Genomic DNA, 17,138 nt, shown 5'->3' on the forward strand with positions numbered 1-17,138 from the left:
TTTTCTTGATACTCAGCCCAGGCAGCCCTTTGCTTTCTGACAATCCTGACAGCTGAAAGTCATTTTGCTGACCGTATTTGCAGGCTATAAGGAAGCACTAAAACCAATAGCTCTCCCCCTGACTTTTTCGGCGTCTTCTTCACATGCGCAAACAGACCCTGACTATTACCGTCGTCGTCCTTCTCATAGCAGTCGCCGCGGGCGTGGTGTGGGGCCTGAAAAAGCCCGCCACTGTTCATAAAAATGCGGCTTCAGCCGTTCCAGTCAAGGTGATAAAGGTTGCTGTTGAGGATGTTCCACGGTTCGTGACCGGCATTGGTTCGGTGCTGTCGCTGCAAAGCGTGGTGATCCGGCCTCAGGTGGACCGCATCCTGACGCGTGTGCTGGTCAAGGAAGGTCAACAGGTCAAAGTCGGCGAGCTGCTCGCGACTCTGGATGACCGGTCCATTCGCGCGTCGCTGGAGCAGGCGAAAGCGCAGTTGGCCCAGAGCAAGGCGCAGCTGGACGTTGCACAACTCGATCTCAAACGCTATCGCCAACTGACGGAAGACAACGGCATCTCGCGCCAGACATTCGATCAGCAGCAGGCGCTGGTCAGGCAACTGGGCGCGACGGCGCAGGGCAATGAAGCGACGATCAATGCTGCACAGGTTCAACTCTCTTACACTCAGATACGCTCGCCAGTCGCCGGCCGAGTCGGGATTCGCAACGTCGATGAGGGCAACTTCATGCGCGTCACTGATGCGGCGGGGTTGTTTTCCGTTACACAGATCGACCCCATTACAGTGGAGTTTTCGCTGCCCCAACAATTGCTGCCCACGCTGCAGGGTTTGATCGCCAACAGTACGTCGGCAGCGGTCAAGGCGTTCCAGGGCGATGGCGCTGCCAACGGCCTTTTGCTGGGGGAAGGCACGCTTTCTCTCATCGACAACCAGGTCTCGGCCACCACCGGAACGATTCGTGCCAAGGCACAGTTCAAAAACCCCGGCGAGCGGCTCTGGCCAGGTCAGTTGGTGACTGTAAAGATCCAGACCGGCATCGAGCGCAACTCGCTCAAGGTCGCGCCACAGGTGGTGCAGCGTGGCATTGATCAGCACTTTGTCTATCGCGTCACTGGTGATAACAAGGTTGAGGTCGTGCCGGTCAAAGTGCTGTATCAGGACAGCGATCAGTCCCTGATCAGCGGCCCGCAGGCAGGTGACGTACTGGTTATCGACGGTCAGTCGCGCCTCAAGCCGGGAGCCAGCATTGAAGTAGTCGGCGAACCGGCGCAGGACAACCAGCCAGCACTCGCGGAGCGCGCGCAATGAACGGCCGGGGTTCGGTGTCCGCCTGGTGCATCAACCATCCGGTCGCCACCTTGCTGTTGACGTTTGCCCTGGTTTTGCTCGGGGTCATTGCCTTCCCCCGGCTGCCCGTCGCGCCGCTGCCGGAGGCGGAGTTTCCGACCATCCAGGTCAGCGCCCAACTTCCCGGCGCCAGCCCGGAAACCATGGCCTCTTCAGTGGCCACACCACTCGAGGTGCAGTTCAGCGCCATCCCTGGCATGACCCAGATGACCTCCAGCAGCGCTTTGGGCTCCACCAACCTGACGCTGCAGTTCACGCTCAACAAAAGCATCGACACCGCCGCCCAGGAAGTTCAGGCGGCGATCAATACGGCGGCTGGACGACTGCCTGCCGACATGCCCAACCTGCCGACCTGGCGCAAGGTAAACCCCGCCGACAGCCCGGTGCTGATTCTGAGCGTCAGCTCGAGCCTGATGCCAGGTACCGAGCTTAGCGACGTGACCGAGACCATTCTGGCCAGACAACTCAGCCAGGTCGAAGGGGTCGGCCAGGTTTTCATCACCGGACAGCAACGACCTGCCATTCGTGTTCAGGCAGCGCCCGAAAAGCTCGCCGCACTGGGCCTGACCCTGGCCGACATCAGACTGGCGGTGCAACAGACCAGCCTGAACCTGGCCAAGGGCGCGTTGTATGGCAACGACAGCATTTCTACCCTGTCCTCCAACGACCAGCTGTTCAAACCGCAGGACTACGCACAACTCATCGTTTCCTACAAAAACGGCGCGCCGGTGCATCTCAGTGATGTGGCGCGCGTGGTCAATGGCTCGGAGAACGCTTACGTCAAGGCGTGGTCCGGGGATCAGCAAGGCGTCAACATCGCCATTTTCCGCCAACCCGGTGCCAACATTGTCGACACGGTGGACCGCATCCAGCGCGAGTTGCCGCGCTTGCAGGAAATGCTCCCGGCGACTGTCGATGTTTCGGTGCTCAACGACCGGACGCGCACCATCCGCGCCTCGCTGCACGAGGTGGAAATGACGCTGCTGATCGCCGTACTGCTGGTGGTCGCTGTGATGGCGCTGTTCCTGCGCCAGCTGTCCGCGACGCTGATTGTCAGCGCCGTGCTGGGCGTGTCGCTGGTGGCCAGCTTCGCCATGATGTACTTGTTCGGGTTCAGCCTGAACAACCTGACGCTGGTGGCGATTGTCGTTGCGGTGGGGTTCGTGGTGGACGACGCCATCGTGGTAGTCGAAAACATCCATCGCCACCTCGAGGCTGGCCAGGGCATGCGAGAGGCTGCGATCAAGGGCTCCGGAGAAATTGGTTTCACGGTGGTGTCGATCAGCTTTTCGCTGGTGGCAGCGTTCATTCCACTGCTGTTCATGGGCGGCGTCGTAGGTCGACTGTTCAAGGAGTTCGCCCTGACCACCACCGCGACCATTCTGATTTCGGTGGTCGTTTCGCTGACGTTGGCGCCGACTCTGGCGGCGATGTTCATGCGCGCGCCCAAGCACAACCAGCATCAGAAGCCGGGGTTCAGCGACCGCCTGCTGACCACCTACGAGCGCGGCCTGCGCAAGGCCCTCGCCCACCAGCGGCTGATGCTCGGGGTATTCGGCCTGACCCTTGCGCTTGCGGTGGTAGGCTACGTTCTCATCCCCAAAGGCTTTTTCCCGATTCAGGACACGGCATTCGCACTGGGCACCACCGAGGCGGCTGCTGATATTTCTTATCCGGACATGGTCGAAAAACACCTGGAACTGGCCAAGATCGTCGGTGCCGACCCCGCAGTCCTGGCGTACTCTCACTCGGTGGGTGTGTCGGGCAGCAACCAGACCATTGCCAACGGGCGATTCTGGATTTCACTCAAACCCCGATCTGAACGCGATGTGTCGGTCAGCGAGTTCATCGATCGTCTGCGCCCCAAGCTGGCCAAGGTACCGGGCATCGTTCTGTATTTGCGAGCAGGACAGGACATCAACCTGAGCTCAGGCCCCAGCCGCAGCCAGTATCAATATGTGCTGAAGAGCAATGATGGCCCGCTGCTCAATACCTGGACGCAGCGGCTCACCGAAAAGCTGCGCGCCAACCCGGCCTTTCGCGACCTGTCCAACGACCTGCAACTAGGCGGCAGCGTGACGCACATCGATATCGACCGCAGCGCCGCTGCGCGTTTTGGGCTGACCACGGCCGACGTCGATCAGGCGCTCTATGACGCATTCGGCCAGCGACAGATCAGCGAGTATCAGACCGAGGTCAACCAGTACAAGGTGATTCTGGAACTCGACGCCCGGCAACGTGGCAAGGCCGAAAGCCTGGCTTATTTTTACCTGCGCTCGCCATTGACCAACGAAATGGTGCCGCTGTCGGCCCTGGCCAAGGTCAGCGCCCCGCGCATGGGGCCGCTGTCGATCAGCCATGACGGCATGTTTCCGGCAGCAAACCTCTCTTTCAACCTCGCTTCCGGCGTCGCACTCGGCGATGCGGTCCGTATGCTGGATCAGGCCAAGAACGAGATCGGCATGCCCGCCTCGATCATCGGCAGCTTTCAGGGTGCTGCGCAGGCCTTCCAGAGTTCGCTGGCCAATCAGCCATGGCTGATCCTTGCAGCGCTGGTCGCGGTGTACATCATCCTCGGCGTGCGTTATGAAAGCTTCGTTCACCCTCTGACAATTATCTCGACGCTGCCCTCCGCAGGCATTGGTGCGTTGTTGCTGCTGTGGATGATGGGGCAGGACTTCTCGATCATGGCGCTGATCGGCGTAGTGCTGCTGATCGGCATCGTCAAAAAGAACGGCATCCTGCTGGTGGACTTCGCATTGCAAGCGCAGCGCGAACCGGGACTGACGCCTCACGAAGCGATTTACGAAGCCTGCATGACGCGCTTCAGGCCCATTATCATGACAACCCTGGCTGCCCTGCTCGGCGCCCTGCCGCTGATGCTGGGCTTCGGTGTCGGCGCCGAACTGCGCCAGCCACTGGGCATCGCCGTGGTAGGCGGCCTGCTGGTCAGCCAGATGCTGACGCTGTTTACCACACCGGTCATCTATCTGCAGCTAGAACGACTGTTTCATCGACGCCACCCAGCGCCCGCACCGACGCTGGCCATCCACGAATGAGAGTCGCTTCATGCGCGTGCTGATCATTGAAGACGAAGAAAAAACTGCCGACTACCTGCGGCGCGGCCTGACTGAACAGGGTTACACCGTGGACGTCGCCCGCGATGGCATAGAAGGGCTGCATCTGGGGCTGGAGAATGACCATGCCGTGATCATCCTCGATGTCATGCTGCCAGGCATGGACGGCTTTGGTGTGTTACGCGCCTTGCGGGCCAGAAAGCAGACACCGGTGATCATGCTGACCGCACGTGAGCAGGTCGATGACCGTATTCGCGGGCTGCGCGAAGGGGCCGACGATTATCTGGGCAAGCCGTTTTCCTTCCTCGAACTGGTTGCACGCCTGCAGGCGCTGACCCGTCGCAGCGGGACCCATGAGCCAGTGCAGATCACTATTTCGGACTTGTGGATCGACCTCATCAGCCGCAAGGCGACACGTGCCGGTGTACGCCTGGAACTGACCGCCAAGGAGTTTTCGCTGCTCAGCGTGCTGGCTCGTCGTCAGGGCGACATCCTGTCCAAGACCTCGATTGCCGAAATGGTCTGGGACATCAATTTCGACAGCGACACCAATGTCGTCGAAGTGGCGATCAAGCGCCTGCGCGCCAAGCTCGACGGTCCGCACGAACATAAACTCCTGCACACCATTCGCGGCATGGGTTATGCGCTGGAGGACCGCAGTGCGGATTGATTCGATTGCCCTGCGTCTGAGCGGCCTGTTCGCACTGGTCGCGCTGGGCGTCTTCCTGCTGATCGGCTGGGCGCTGTACTTTCAGGTCGACAAAAGCATGGACCTGCTGCCACGGGCGGAGGTCGATGCGCGCTACAGCGTGCTCGAATCGGCCGTCAGTCGTTTTGGCAACCCGGAGCACTGGAACAAGATCAGGACCAAACTCACCCTGCTCAGTGAAGAAGACAAGCGCTTGAGGTTCTGGGTAGTCAGTGACAACCCGGTCTATGAGTTCGGCCAGCCGGACGCGGATATCCGTCGATTCGCTGCAGGCAGTCTGGGCATGCACGACCTGAAAGTGGCGGATCACCCCTTCGCATTCAAAGTACTGGTCAGCGAGTTTCCGGCGAAAGAGCAACGCCCTGCCCTGCGCTTTTTGACGGGCATCGATACCGAGACGTTCTGGCACACCCAACACGCTTTGATGGTCGCGCTGGTCAGCCTGGCGTCGCTCGGCATTGTACTGGCATCCGTACTGGGCTATTGGGTGGCGCGCGTTGGTCTGCGTCCGCTGAGAAGCCTTTCGCAGGAGGTGCAGAAGCTGGCCCCTCCGCGCCTGTCCGGGCGCCTGCAACTCTCGCCGTTGCCGCCAGAGCTTGAGCAATTCGTGGCGTCGTTCAATTCCACCCTCGAACGCGTGGAGCAGGCGTATTCAAGGCTTGAATCGTTCAATGCCGATGTGGCCCACGAACTGCGCTCGCCGCTGACCAACCTGATCGGCCAGACGCAGGTGGCGCTGACACGCGGTCGGTCCGCCGAGCATTATTTCGAGGTGCTGCAATCCAATCTGGAAGAGCTTGAAAGACTACGCTCGATCATCAATGACATGCTGTTTCTGGCCAGCGCAGACCAGGGCACCAAGGTCAAGGAACTCACATGCGCATCGCTGGCAGAGGAAGTGGCGACGACTCTGGATTACCTGGACTTCATTCTCGAAGATGCACAGGTGCAGGTACAGGTTCGAGGTGACGCCAGCGTCCCCATCGAAAAGACCCAACTGCGACGCGCCTTGATCAACCTGCTGCATAACGCCGTTCAGCACACAAAAGCCGGCGGCATCATCCATGTGAACATTGAACCGCTCAAGGATCATGTCAGCATCGGGGTCGCCAACCCTGGGCCGCCCATTTCCGGCGAACACCTGCCCAGACTGTTCGAGCGCTTTTATCGTGTCGATGCCTCGCGCAGCAACAGTGGCGCAAACCATGGCCTGGGGCTCGCCATCGTCAAGGCCATCGCCGTCATGCATGGCGGCACCGTGTTTGTGAACAGCCGCCACGGTATCAATACCTTCGGCATCAACCTTCCAGTGTCCGATCTTTTCGGAACGCCTCGGGTGTGAATTTATATTCAACGGTTCAAAGAGTTGATTGAATTCAATATTTAAACATTTATAGACCCGCCTTTATTCCCAAACAATTCAGATGAGGTTATAAGGGCAGTCGTCGAACAGCGCTTATTAAAAGCCGCTGCATTTAGATAATACACTCAACCAATTATCAAGAATCATTCGTTCGTAGGTAGTACACCAATGCCGCTGTCTGCACCCGATAAAAGCACCGGCAAATGGTCCGGGCCGGAGCTCATGCTTATCCTTGGCAGCTCGGTGTCAGTGCTCGCCATCCTGACGATTGTGGCATCCCTGCTGGTGCGTGAACGCAGTGATACCGAAGAGTCGGCAGCGCGCACGGCGTCCAACATCGTTAACTTGATTGATGCGGATGTGCTGAGAAATGCGGAAGTGTATGACTCTTCCTTGCAGGGCATGATCCAGTCCTGGCAGCGCGAAGACTTGAAGCACATATCACCGGAACTTCAACAACTTGTCCTGTTTGATCGTTCCACCGCCGCGCCTTACAAAGGCGACCTGGTACTGCTGGACAACAAGGGAGAGATACTCGCGGACTCATTGTCGGTCATACCGCGCGACGATAACTTTTCTGACCGCTCCTACTTCAAACAGCATGCGATCGACCCTTCACTGGACCTGCATGTCAGCCCTCCCTACAAGACCCGCTGGGGTTACAAGGATTGGTGCATCAGCTTCAGTCGAAGAATGTCGGGCCCGGATGGTGAATTTCAGGGGATCGCCAGCGCAGCCATGCGACTGGTCTATTTCAAGCACTTATTCAAAAGCCAGACGCTTGGCAAAGGCAGCAGCATCAATCTGATTACCACTGATGGCATTCTGGTGGTCCGACATCCCGACCGGGATGGCAAGGACCTGGTCGGCAAGGACTACAGTCACACGGCCAACTTTCAGCGCATCCTCAAAGAAGGCGACGGCACCTTCGGCGCATGGTCGACCCAAATGCAGGAACAGCGGCTCTACACGTTTTCGCGCGTCGGTAATCTGCCGTTGATTGTCGTCATTGGCCAGTCGCAAGAAGAAGTCTTTGCTGGTTGGCGTCGAAATGTCTGGCTGGTTGGTACGGCCACCAGCGTGCTGTGTGTGGGCCTGCTCTGGCTGACCGGGCTGCTGTGCCGTGAACTGCGACGGCGCCACCGGGCAGAAGACAAGCTGGCCAGTCTTGCAGCCACCGACGGTTTGACCGGGCTGGACAACCGGCGTCAGCTCGATGAAGCAATGGAAACAGAATGGGCACGGTCGCAACGCTCCGGCAGACAGTTGTCTCTGCTCATGATCGACGTTGACCACTTCAAGGCGTTCAATGAACGTCACGGCCATCAGGGCGGCGACAAGGCATTGCGACAAGTCGCACTGACTATCGCCAACAATATAAGGCGTCCAGGCGACAAGGCCGCGCGCTATGGCGGTGAAGAGTTCGTGGTAGTGCTGCCCGAGACAGGCATCGAAGGCGCATTGCTGATTGCCGAGGGCATTCGTCGATCGGTCGAATCAATGCCCTCCTTTGCCGGGGATGGCCGACCGATTACGGTAAGCATTGGTGTGGCCTCGGAGATCATTCAACCGGGCGACAAATTGACAGCGTTCTTCGGCATGGCCGACAAGGCGCTGTATCAGGCCAAGAACAACGGGCGTAACCGCGTCGAGCATTATGCCGCGCCTCAAATGCAGAACCTCGCCCAAGCCTGATTGTCTGTCGATCGACATAAAAAAACGCCAGACTGGCTGGCGTTTTTTGTTACTGCGGGATCATCGAATTACGATGCGGCACGGGCCTGGTCACGCAGTGCTTTCACTTTGTCATGGTTGGCAAGTACGCCAGCCTGTTGCTTCTCGATGAGGCTGATAACGCTGGCTGGCACATTGTGCTCACGCGCTTTTTCAAGAGCTTCACGGTAAGCTTTCTTGGCTACGTCTTCGCCACGCTCGGCTTCTTCAAGTACTGCCTTGTCGTCATCCGAAGTCACCGCCGACTTCAGTTTGACCCATGCACGGTGCAGAGAGCCCGATACACTGGAAGAATCTTCAGGCTTGCCGCCCAAGGCTACCACTTCAGCTTGCAGCTCACGCACAGCGCTCGCCACTTCAGCGGAACGGTTGGCCAAAAACGCTTTTACTTGCGGGCTTTTCGCATTCTCTGCACTGGTCTTGAAGCCTTCTTCACCGTCGATGCTGGTTTCGATCAGGTCATTCAGGATAGAGATCGATTCTTTATTGATATCAGTCATTTGATAATTTCCTAATGGCAGGTTGATACGAAAATGGGTACTGCATGGATAATTGCAGTCGCCGTGCCAGTTTTTAAAAAATTTATTTATTATTATTTTCAATAACTTACGAAATTTTCACATCTGTTCGGTCGTGACTTCTGCATGAACTGTCCTTTGGCCTGCATGCAGAATGCACGTATCGTATGCGCCTGGATGAAACGACAAGGGGGCTCACTCATGAACCCGGAAAAATTACGGTTACTGGTTACTCAGGAGATGCCGTTCGGCAAATACAAGGGACGATTGATCGCCGATCTGCCAGGCCACTATCTGAACTGGTTCGCACGTGAAGGGTTTCCGAAAGGGGAGCTTGGCGGACTACTGGCATTGATGCAGGAAATTGATCACAACGGTCTCGGCGCACTGCTGGACCCATTGCGAAAACGCCCGCGTCAGTCCTTCAAGGACAGTTGATACGCGAAGCGGCAGACAGTCTGGACAAAAAAACGGCGCTCCGGACCAGGGAGCGCCGCAAAGCCATACAACCAACAACAACTTCTTGACCAGGGCCAGGCGCCGTCAGCGCCCCGCCCTGAAATTCTCATTTCAATCGAACAATGCCAGTGCCTGAGCGGTGGCTTCCTGGATGCGACCCCAGTCGCCATTCTTGACCCACGCATTGTCGATCATCCACGTGCCGCCGACGCACATGACATTCGGCAAGGCCGTGTAGCTCTTCAGATTCTGCTCGTTCACGCCGCCGGTTGGGCAGAAGCGCACTTCGTTGAACGGGCCGCCCAGCGCTTTGATAGCTGCCACGCCGCCGCTGATTTCTGCCGGGAACAGTTTGAAACGGCGATAGCCCATGGCGTAACCGATCATGATTTCGGAGGCGCTGCTGATGCCTGGCAACAGTGGCAGCGGACTGTCCAGCGCCGCCTGCAACAGCTCTTGCGTGCTGCCAGGGGTAACGATGAATTGCGCGCCTGCCGCTTCCGCATCAGCCAGCATATTGCGGTCCAGAATGGTCCCTGCCCCCACACATAACTCCGGACGCTGCTCACGCAGAATACGGATTGCGCTCAGGCCAAACGCCGAGCGCAGCGTGATTTCCAGTGCCGTCATGCCACCTGCGGCCAAAGCGTCCGCCAATGGCAGCACATCCTCGTCACGCAAGATGGTGATGACCGGCAGTATCCTGGCTTTGGCACAGAGTTCGTCGATCTGGGCAATCTTGTTCGCCATGCTGCTTCGCGGCTGATTATTTTCGTTCTGTGTCATGGCGACGCTTCCTTTGCTTATGGGCACCAGTAAATCTCAAGGGACGGGTTTAGAAAGGCACGAACCGGCATTTGAGCGAGGTCATCGCCCGCCAGGGCCGAGCGCAGTGTGTCGAGTTTGGCCTGGCCCGAAACCGACAGAATCGGCAGCTTCGCCGAAGCCAGTAGTCGACGGGTCAGGGTCAGGCGCTGGTGCGGGACGGTGGGTGCCAGCATCGGCAGACAAAGACGCTCGCCCTCCAGGCTCAACGCTTCTGTCAGGTTGGGACTGTTGGGAAACAAAGACGCGGTGTGTCCGTCATCACCCATGCCCAGAATCAGCACATCGATGGGCGGTAACTCGGCCAGCGCTTGATCGGCTGCCAACGCAGCCTCCTCCAGACTGCCTGCCAGGGTGTACAACCCCAGGAACCGAGCCTTGGCTGCTGGCCCCTGCAACAGATAACGCTGAAGCAGGCCAGCATTGCTGTCGGCGTGTTCGGTCGGTACGAAGCGCTCGTCAGCCAGGCTCACAACCACTTTTGACCAGTCCAGTGACTGCTGCGCCAGGCTCTGGAAAAACGCAACCGGGCTGCGGCCACCGGAAACCACGAGGGTGGCCAGGCCGTTCTCGGTGATTGCTGTTTTCAAACGATCAGCCACATTGGCAGCCAGCGCGTCGGCCAGTTGCTGTGGCGTGTCGAAGTCACGCGCTACCAGCCCTGCTGGCAGCTCAAGGTCACATATCGCCATACCAGGATCTCCCGTCACGAGTAATAAGAGCAATGGAGCTCATCGGCCCCCAGGATCCGGCTGCATAAGGCTTTGGCGCATCGCCCGCCTTCTTCCAGCCCGCGATCAGTTGATCGCACCATTGCCACGCATACTCGATTTCATCTTTGCGGACAAACAGGTTCTGATTGCCACGCATGACTTCCAGCAACAACCGCTCATAGGCATCGGGGACACGAGCGCTGCGGTAGGTGTCGGAAAAATTCAGTTGCAACGGACCACTGCGCAGTTGCATGCCTTTATCCAGGCCCTGGTCCTTGGTCATCACCTGCAGCGAGATACCTTCATCAGGCTGCAGACGGATGATCAATCGGTTGCTGATCTGCAACCGCTGCTCCGGCGCAAAAATGTAGTGCGGCGGCTCTTTGAAGTGGATCACGATCTGCGACAGCTTCTGCGGCATACGTTTGCCGGTGCGCAGGTAGAACGGTGTGCCCGACCAACGCCAGTTACGAATATCTGCACGCAGCGCGACGAAGGTCTCGGTGTCGCTCTGAGTATTGGAGTTTTCTTCTTCCAGATAACCCGGCACCGCCTTGCCTTCGCTGTAACCCGAGGTGTACTGGCCGCGCACCACTTGGGTGGCCAGTCGCTCAGGGTTGAACGGCGCCAGCGCCTTGAGCACCTTGACCTTCTCGTCGCGGATACTGTCGGCCGACAGGTCGCTGGGCGGGTCCATCGCGATCAGGCAGAGCAATTGCAGCAGGTGGTTCTGGATCATGTCGCGCAGTTGGCCAGCCTGATCGAAATAGCCCCAGCGACCTTCGATGCCGACTTTCTCGGCAACCGTGATTTCCACATGGGAAATATGGTTCTGGTTCCATTGAGTCTCGAACAGGCTGTTGGCAAAGCGTAGTGCGATCAGGTTCTGAACGGTGTCCTTGCCCAGGTAATGGTCGATGCGGTAAACGCGGTTTTCCGGGAAGAACTGCGCCACGGCATCGTTGACCCGACGTGAAGACGCCAGGTCGTGACCAATGGGCTTCTCCAGCACGGCACGGGTACGGTCCGCGAGATTGACCGACGCAAGGTTCTCGCAAATCGCGCCATACACCGAGGCAGGCGTCGCGAAGTAGGCAATCAGCGTTTCCGCATCGCCCACACGCTCTGCCAGCGCCGCGTAATCCTCAGCCTTGAGGAAATCGACGTGCAGGTAGCTCAAGCGCGCCAGGAAGCGTCCCACGTTGTCTGCTTCAAGCTCAGCCTCGGGAATGAAGCGGCGCATGGATTTTTCGATGTAGGCCAGATGCGACTGTTCGTCGCCTGGTTCACGCGCCAGGGCCAGGATGCGTGTGTCTTCATGCAGCAGTCCGGCGCGATCAAGCTGATAAAGAGCCGGGAACAGCTTGCGCACTGCCAGGTCTCCCAAGGCACCAAACAGGGCAAATGTGCACGGTTCAACCGTAATCAAGGGCATAATGTTGGTTCTTTTATCAAGTTAAGCTACAAATACCTTTTTTAAAGGCGTTACTCAAGGCCATATGTAGTAATAACCACAACATTCTGTCGAAAAGCATATTCCAGTGGTGATCAACACAGGCCCTCAGTACGATAGGCCACCTTTGCTACAGGCTAAAGGGCTAATAAAAGCCCGAGACAAAACCGTTGGTGAATCTGCCCCGACAAGGACTTTGAATGGACCGCGTAAGAAACCTCCTGGAGCAAATCCAGGGCCGACTCGATGAGTTGAACAAGGCCGAGCGCAAAGTGGCCGAAGTGATCCTGCTCAACCCGCAGATGGCGACGCGACTCAGCATTGCAGCGCTCGCTCAGGCGGCCAAGGTCAGCGAACCCACGGTCAATCGCTTCTGCCGCTCGTTCAACGTCAGCGGCTATCCAGAACTTAAGCTGCAACTGGCTCAGAGCCTTGCCAGTGGCGCGGCGTATGTGAGCCGAGCGGTCGAGGCGGATGACAACCCCGAAGCGTATACCCAGAAGATTTTCGGCAGCGCCATTGCATCACTGGACAGCGCCTGTCAGCAACTCGACCCGGCTCTGATCAGCAAGTCGGTGGACATGCTGATCCAGGCGCGGCAGATCCACTTTTTCGGTCTGGGTGCTTCAGCGCCGGTTGCGCTCGACGCGCAGCACAAGTTTTTCCGCTTCAACCTGGCGGTCACCGCCCACGCCGATGTGCTGATGCAACGCATGATCGCCTCGGTGGCGCACACCGGTGAGCTGTTCGTGATCATTTCCTACACCGGACGCACGCGTGAACTGGTCGAAGTAGCCCGCATCGCCCGGGCCAACGGCGCTTCGGTGCTGGGCCTTACAGCGGCTGGCTCGCCCCTGGCGCAAGCCAGTACCGTCAGCCTCAACATCCCCCTGCCCGAGGACACTGACATCTACATGCCGATGACCTCGCGGATCATTCAGCTCACCGTACTGGACGTACTGGCCACCGGCATGACCCTGCGCCGCGGCGTCGACTTCCAGCCGCATCTGCGCAAGATCAAGGAAAGCCTGAACGACAGTCGATACCCGATAGAAGATCAGGGCTGACGTTTATCGTGTCATAGCCGCAACGGTGAGCGGGTCACGAAGGTTTACCGACAGGCGATACCTCTCCATCGCCTGTACCGGCTTCTTCGTCAGCAAACTGATTCCACAGGTTCAGATTTCATCGCGACCAGCGAGAGCGAGCCGGGCGGCGTCTCGTTGGTTAACGAGGCAGGATGGACCGTCGGTAAAAGACTTGAAAATGGACGCCGACCCCAACGCTTATCATGCATAGGAACCCACGCTGGCCTGAAGCTTCAGGTGCACGTGTTCACCCGGATTCAGGCTGAAAGCATCAGCAGCACCCGAAGCCGCTTCCACGCGGACAAATCCTGTCGTTTCACTGCCACACACACCCAGCAAGGGCCTGCTGCCTGGATGCCATACGACGGTATTGGTGCTGTCGCCGGTATCGATGTTCAGCCGTCGTTGCCAGGCCGGGTCCTGAAGCTGCAAGGCACCCTCATGCTCGAAGACCCTCTGACAGCCACCTGCCACGCGCAGCTCGCCTTCCTGCTGGCACGCCCGGCGACTCAACTCGTCATAGCCCTGCGCACCGTCGAGGCCGTCCAGCGCCACGTCGGCGACATCACTGATTCGCCAGTAGGCATGTAATGCATGACTGAAATGGCAAGGCTCGCTGTCCTCGTGACAGGTGCTCAAGCGCAGCTCCATGCCCTGCCCCAGCTCCGCGTGCAGGTCGACCTGCCAGTCCCACAGTTGCAGGCGCCAGTGCAGGCAGACGCCCTCCTCACTTTCGCTGCTGTCGATAAGCTTCCAGTCCAGCAGGCGACCCAGCCATGTGCCGGCCAGCCACTTTCACCGGGATGCCGGCCATACCATGGCCAGCAGACCGGCACGCCGCCACGAATCGCGCCCACCTGCGGCCACTGTGCGGCGCACCAGAGCCAGGGCTTCTGGCCTCGCGGTTGGAAGTGCAGTAACTGTGCGCCCTGACGGCTGAATACCGCCTGGCAGTGAGGATGATCGATCACCAGCACGTCACGCAGTTGATGACGCTCCCATTCGAACGTGGGCCTGGGCCGACGCGATGTGAAGAAACGTTGCAGTGGGTGTTCGTGCATCTGCGCGTCGTTGAGGGGCATCACCAATCGCGTCCTGAAAAATAAAAAGTCACCGCCATAAAAAAACGGGCAGCCAGGGCTGCCCGCAAAGCACACACGACCCTTGATCGCGTTAAGCGTCAGTCATTACTCAGAACTTGGACTGAACTTTCAAGCCCACAACGATTGCATCGTCAACCTCGTTCACACCACCTGGGTGTTTGACGAATTGCACGTTGGGACGCACGGTCAGCCAGTTGGTAACGTGGAAGCCATAGTAGATTTCAGAGTTGTATTCAGTGCTCTGAATTGGCAGGTAGCCCGCGTTATCGTAGTCATTGATGTTGTTGATCTGATTGATCAGACGACGACGATCCTGCACGTCATCGTTCACGTGGATGCGGGCAACACCGATACCGATGTCATCCTTCGGACGCGAATCGAATGGACCTTTGTAGGTCAGGCCGATCTGCTGGTAGTTATCGACGAAGTTGGTTTCCTTGTCGTGCACAGTGGCGTTGGCGAAAATGCTCAGACCACGCGATGCGTCGCCATTGTGAGCAGTCAGTTGCTGCTGAGCCACGATCCACCAGCCGTGCTTGCTGTCATGCGACTTGAACGCAGCGCCGGTAGCACCTTGGGCCTGACCGTTCACGTCTTCATAGACGTCATCGGCGTTAGGCGTGCTCTTGTAGAAGCCGACGCGGTATTCGCCAGGCAGCGAATTGACGGTCGGAGTCCAGACCAGCTCGACCGGCAGAATCATGCCTTTGGTGCCGCTGCCGCTGAGCTTGAAGCCGTTGCCGGTTTCGAGGTTGGACGGGTTCTGCTCGTACACACCTACCTGCGCATACACTTCTGGCGTGATGTTGTACTTCACGCGCAAGGCCCACTGGCTGATTGGCCAGTTGTACCAGGTGCTTACGTAGTTACCGACTTGCGAGCCGCAGAACGAAAGGTTCTGGAAGTCGCACGGGAAGCTGTTGAAGTCTTCGCCCGGTCCGAAACGACCGGCCTTGATATCCAGCGCGCCGTCAAAGTACTTCTGCTTGACCCACATCTGGGTCAGACGCCAGGTCTGACCACGGCCCCAGACTTCCTGAGACGAGCTGAGTGTGCCGGCACGTGGGTCGCCGATGCGGTCGTTGGAGATGTTGCGGCCACTACGCTCGGTGATGGCCAGCTTGAATTCGGCGTCTTGCCAACCGAATACCTTTTGCAGGTCAACTTTCATACCCAGTGCGAACTGGTCACTGTAACGGCCCGTCACGTCGTCGTTGTAGCCACCTTTGACGTTGCTGGCCATCTCGGAAACGTATTCCAGAGAGAAGTCATAACCCTTGTCGAGCAGTTCGGTACGCGCTCCGCCCCAATCGCCCGTCATCCACGGCGAATCGGCACTGAACGCGTCAGCAGCCTGAGCGCCGCCCGCCAGACTCATGGCGCCCAACACTGACAGATTGCGTACCAATTGAAGCCGGGAAAGCGATTTAGCCTTTTTGATCTTCTTCATCCCATCATTCCTCGTTTTATTGTTATTAGCTTTGGTGTGCATCGGTTTTACATTTCACTGCTTCGTGTTCGCTGGTCGGCTACCCGTGGTGGCAATGAGCAACCGGCCAGCTGTGCTCGACATGAATCAATCGATCATTTGCGGTTCAGTTGAGAAACGTTGCTCAGCCGCTCAACCAAGGGTTGCTTTGCGAGAACCCCAAGACGTTCGCCACTCTGGGCATCAAACAGCAGCACCTTGGACGGATCGAACTGCAAGGTCAGACTTTCGCCCACCTGAGGGGCAACATCCGGTGCCAGACGGCAGCAGACCTTGCTCTGGTTAAGCGTGACGAATACCAGCGTATCCGGTCCTGTCGGCTCGGTCACCTGAACTTCTGCACGAATCGTAGGCAAGCCACTCGACTCACTGGAGGCGAGCATGATCTGCTCAGGACGGATACCCAGAATGACTTCCCGATCCTCAAGACCTGCGTCAGACACGCCCACCGGCAGTTCGCAACGCGCCTGGCCGCTGTCGAGCAGAGCCAGCAGTTGGCCGTCCTTGCGTTGCAGACGCAGCGGGATGAAGTTCATCGGCGGCGAGCCAATGAAACTGGCCACAAACAGGTTCGCCGGATCGTTGTAGATCTGTTTGGGCGTGCCGAACTGTTGAACGATCCCGTCCTTCATGACCGCAACCTTGTCGCCCAGGGTCATGGCCTCGATCTGATCGTGAGTCACGTAGACCGTGGTGGTTTTCAGGCGCTGGTGCATCAGTTTCATTTCAGTCCGCATTTCGACACGCAGTTTGGCGTCGAGGTTGGACAGCGGTTCGTCGAACAGATAGATCTTCGGCCGACGCGCCAGAGCACGGCCCATGGCCACACGCTGCTGCTGACCACCGGACATCTGGCCTGGCTTGCGATTGAGCAAGTGCTCGATCTGCAGCAGCTTGGCCACGCGCGTGACTTCCTCTTCAATGGCCGCAGGTGCCATCTTGCGAATCTTCAGGCCAAACGCGATGTTCTCGCGCACGGTCATGGTTGGGTAGAGCGCGTAGGACTGAAACACCATCGCGATGTCGCGATCCTTGGGGCTGGTGCCACTGACGTCTTCGCCATCAATCAGGATCGCACCGCCGCTGATGCTTTCCAGACCGGCAATGCAGTTCATCAAGGTGGACTTACCGCAGCCGGAAGGACCGACCAGAATCAGAAACTCGCCATCCTTGATCGACAGTTCGATGTTCTTCAGCGTGTCTGGCAGGTTAGTGCCGTACGTCTTGTTGACGTTACGTAGTTCGAGAGTCGCCATGA

The 17,138-nt window shown here is 58.2% G+C and carries 13 protein-coding genes and 1 pseudogene; 7 read left to right on the forward strand and 7 right to left on the reverse strand.

Going from position 1 to position 17,138, the window contains the following annotated elements; translation table 11 throughout:
- The first annotated feature begins 143 nt into the window (after positions 1–143).
- The 5 genes from KDX37_RS09970 (at position 144) to KDX37_RS09990 (ending at position 8,193) form a co-directional block, all read left to right on the forward strand.
- Positions 144–1,310, forward strand: coding sequence for an efflux RND transporter periplasmic adaptor subunit (locus KDX37_RS09970; RefSeq protein ID WP_231652534.1), 1,167 nt, complete (start codon positions 144–146; stop codon positions 1,308–1,310).
- Complete coding sequence (locus KDX37_RS09975) at positions 1,307–4,408, forward strand: multidrug efflux RND transporter permease subunit (RefSeq protein WP_231652535.1); 3,102 nt, start codon at positions 1,307–1,309, stop codon at positions 4,406–4,408. Before KDX37_RS09970 ends, KDX37_RS09975 begins: the two co-directional genes overlap by 4 nt.
- Positions 4,409–4,418: 10 nt before the next feature.
- Positions 4,419–5,096, forward strand: coding sequence for a heavy metal response regulator transcription factor (locus tag KDX37_RS09980; RefSeq protein WP_231652536.1), 678 nt, complete (start codon positions 4,419–4,421; stop codon positions 5,094–5,096).
- Positions 5,086–6,477: a heavy metal sensor histidine kinase gene (locus KDX37_RS09985; RefSeq protein WP_231652537.1), complete on the forward strand. Its 1,392-nt coding sequence runs from the start codon at positions 5,086–5,088 to the stop codon at positions 6,475–6,477. Before KDX37_RS09980 ends, KDX37_RS09985 begins: the two co-directional genes overlap by 11 nt.
- 243 nt (positions 6,478–6,720) lie before the next feature.
- Positions 6,721–8,193, forward strand: a complete 1,473-nt coding sequence (locus KDX37_RS09990) for a sensor domain-containing diguanylate cyclase (protein ID WP_231652639.1) — start codon at positions 6,721–6,723, stop codon at positions 8,191–8,193.
- 68 nt (positions 8,194–8,261) lie between these two features.
- On the opposite strand, the gene KDX37_RS09995 is transcribed toward KDX37_RS09990, so the two are convergent.
- Positions 8,262–8,732 carry a PA2169 family four-helix-bundle protein gene (locus tag KDX37_RS09995; RefSeq protein ID WP_231652538.1) on the reverse strand — a complete coding sequence of 157 codons (471 nt, stop codon included), beginning with the start codon at positions 8,730–8,732 and terminating at the stop codon, positions 8,262–8,264.
- Positions 8,733–8,951: 219 nt separating this feature from the next.
- On the opposite strand from KDX37_RS09995, the gene KDX37_RS10000 reads away from it, so the two are divergent.
- Positions 8,952–9,188 (forward strand): DUF3820 family protein, encoded by a 237-nt coding sequence (locus KDX37_RS10000; protein ID WP_231652539.1) that lies wholly within the window; start codon positions 8,952–8,954, stop codon positions 9,186–9,188.
- Between the two features lie 132 nt (positions 9,189–9,320).
- Here the strand turns inward: KDX37_RS10000 and KDX37_RS10005 are convergent, their stop codons facing one another.
- The 3 genes from KDX37_RS10005 to zwf are packed head-to-tail and all read right to left on the reverse strand — an operon-like array spanning position 9,321 to position 12,182.
- A complete protein-coding gene (locus tag KDX37_RS10005; protein ID WP_231652540.1) occupies positions 9,321–9,995 on the reverse strand; it encodes a bifunctional 4-hydroxy-2-oxoglutarate aldolase/2-dehydro-3-deoxy-phosphogluconate aldolase in 675 nt (224 codons plus the stop codon).
- Between the two features lie 17 nt (positions 9,996–10,012).
- Positions 10,013–10,726 (reverse strand): 6-phosphogluconolactonase, encoded by a 714-nt coding sequence (gene pgl / locus KDX37_RS10010; RefSeq protein ID WP_231652541.1) that lies wholly within the window; start codon positions 10,724–10,726, stop codon positions 10,013–10,015.
- Positions 10,713–12,182 (reverse strand): glucose-6-phosphate dehydrogenase, encoded by a 1,470-nt coding sequence (gene zwf, locus KDX37_RS10015; RefSeq protein ID WP_231652542.1) that lies wholly within the window; start codon positions 12,180–12,182, stop codon positions 10,713–10,715. The genes pgl and zwf overlap by 14 nt, the downstream gene beginning before the upstream one ends.
- 218 nt (positions 12,183–12,400) lie before the next feature.
- Between zwf and KDX37_RS10020 the strand changes: the two genes are divergently transcribed.
- Positions 12,401–13,267, forward strand: a complete 867-nt coding sequence (locus KDX37_RS10020; protein ID WP_054079498.1) for a MurR/RpiR family transcriptional regulator — start codon at positions 12,401–12,403, stop codon at positions 13,265–13,267.
- Between the two features lie 222 nt (positions 13,268–13,489).
- Here KDX37_RS10020 and KDX37_RS10025 read toward each other — a convergent pair.
- The 3 genes and pseudogenes from KDX37_RS10025 to KDX37_RS10035 all read right to left on the reverse strand — a co-directional run bounded on the left by KDX37_RS10025 (position 13,490) and on the right by KDX37_RS10035 (position 17,136).
- Positions 13,490–14,370, reverse strand: a pseudogene (locus KDX37_RS10025) (D-hexose-6-phosphate mutarotase).
- 109 nt (positions 14,371–14,479) lie between these two features.
- A complete protein-coding gene (locus KDX37_RS10030) occupies positions 14,480–15,841 on the reverse strand; it encodes a carbohydrate porin (RefSeq protein ID WP_231652543.1) in 1,362 nt (453 codons plus the stop codon).
- A 134-nt stretch (positions 15,842–15,975) separates the two neighbouring features.
- Positions 15,976–17,136 (reverse strand): ABC transporter ATP-binding protein, encoded by a 1,161-nt coding sequence (locus KDX37_RS10035; RefSeq protein ID WP_231652544.1) that lies wholly within the window; start codon positions 17,134–17,136, stop codon positions 15,976–15,978.
- Positions 17,137–17,138: the final 2 nt, after the last annotated feature.

Source organism: Pseudomonas californiensis (genome assembly GCF_021147775.1).
GTDB classification, from domain to species: domain Bacteria; phylum Pseudomonadota; class Gammaproteobacteria; order Pseudomonadales; family Pseudomonadaceae; genus Aquipseudomonas; species Aquipseudomonas californiensis.

Bases quoted from the DNA above. Each gene is read 5' to 3' on its own strand.
- KDX37_RS09970 (WP_231652534.1), top strand. From the start codon at position 144: ATGCGCAAACAGACCCTGACTATTACCGTCGTCGTCCTTCTCATAGCA.
- KDX37_RS09975 (WP_231652535.1), top strand. From the start codon at position 1,307: ATGAACGGCCGGGGTTCGGTGTCCGCCTGGTGCATCAACCATCCGGTC.
- KDX37_RS09980 (WP_231652536.1), top strand. From the start codon at position 4,419: ATGCGCGTGCTGATCATTGAAGACGAAGAAAAAACTGCCGACTACCTG.
- KDX37_RS09990 (WP_231652639.1), top strand. From the start codon at position 6,721: ATGCTTATCCTTGGCAGCTCGGTGTCAGTGCTCGCCATCCTGACGATT.
- KDX37_RS09995 (WP_231652538.1), bottom strand. From the start codon at position 8,732: ATGACTGATATCAATAAAGAATCGATCTCTATCCTGAATGACCTGATC.
- KDX37_RS10000 (WP_231652539.1), top strand. From the start codon at position 8,952: ATGAACCCGGAAAAATTACGGTTACTGGTTACTCAGGAGATGCCGTTC.
- KDX37_RS10005 (WP_231652540.1), bottom strand. From the start codon at position 9,995: ATGACACAGAACGAAAATAATCAGCCGCGAAGCAGCATGGCGAACAAG.
- pgl (WP_231652541.1), bottom strand. From the start codon at position 10,726: ATGGCGATATGTGACCTTGAGCTGCCAGCAGGGCTGGTAGCGCGTGAC.
- zwf (WP_231652542.1), bottom strand. From the start codon at position 12,182: ATGCCCTTGATTACGGTTGAACCGTGCACATTTGCCCTGTTTGGTGCC.
- KDX37_RS10020 (WP_054079498.1), top strand. From the start codon at position 12,401: ATGGACCGCGTAAGAAACCTCCTGGAGCAAATCCAGGGCCGACTCGAT.
- KDX37_RS10030 (WP_231652543.1), bottom strand. From the start codon at position 15,841: ATGAAGAAGATCAAAAAGGCTAAATCGCTTTCCCGGCTTCAATTGGTA.
- KDX37_RS10035 (WP_231652544.1), bottom strand. From the start codon at position 17,136: ATGGCGACTCTCGAACTACGTAACGTCAACAAGACGTACGGCACTAAC.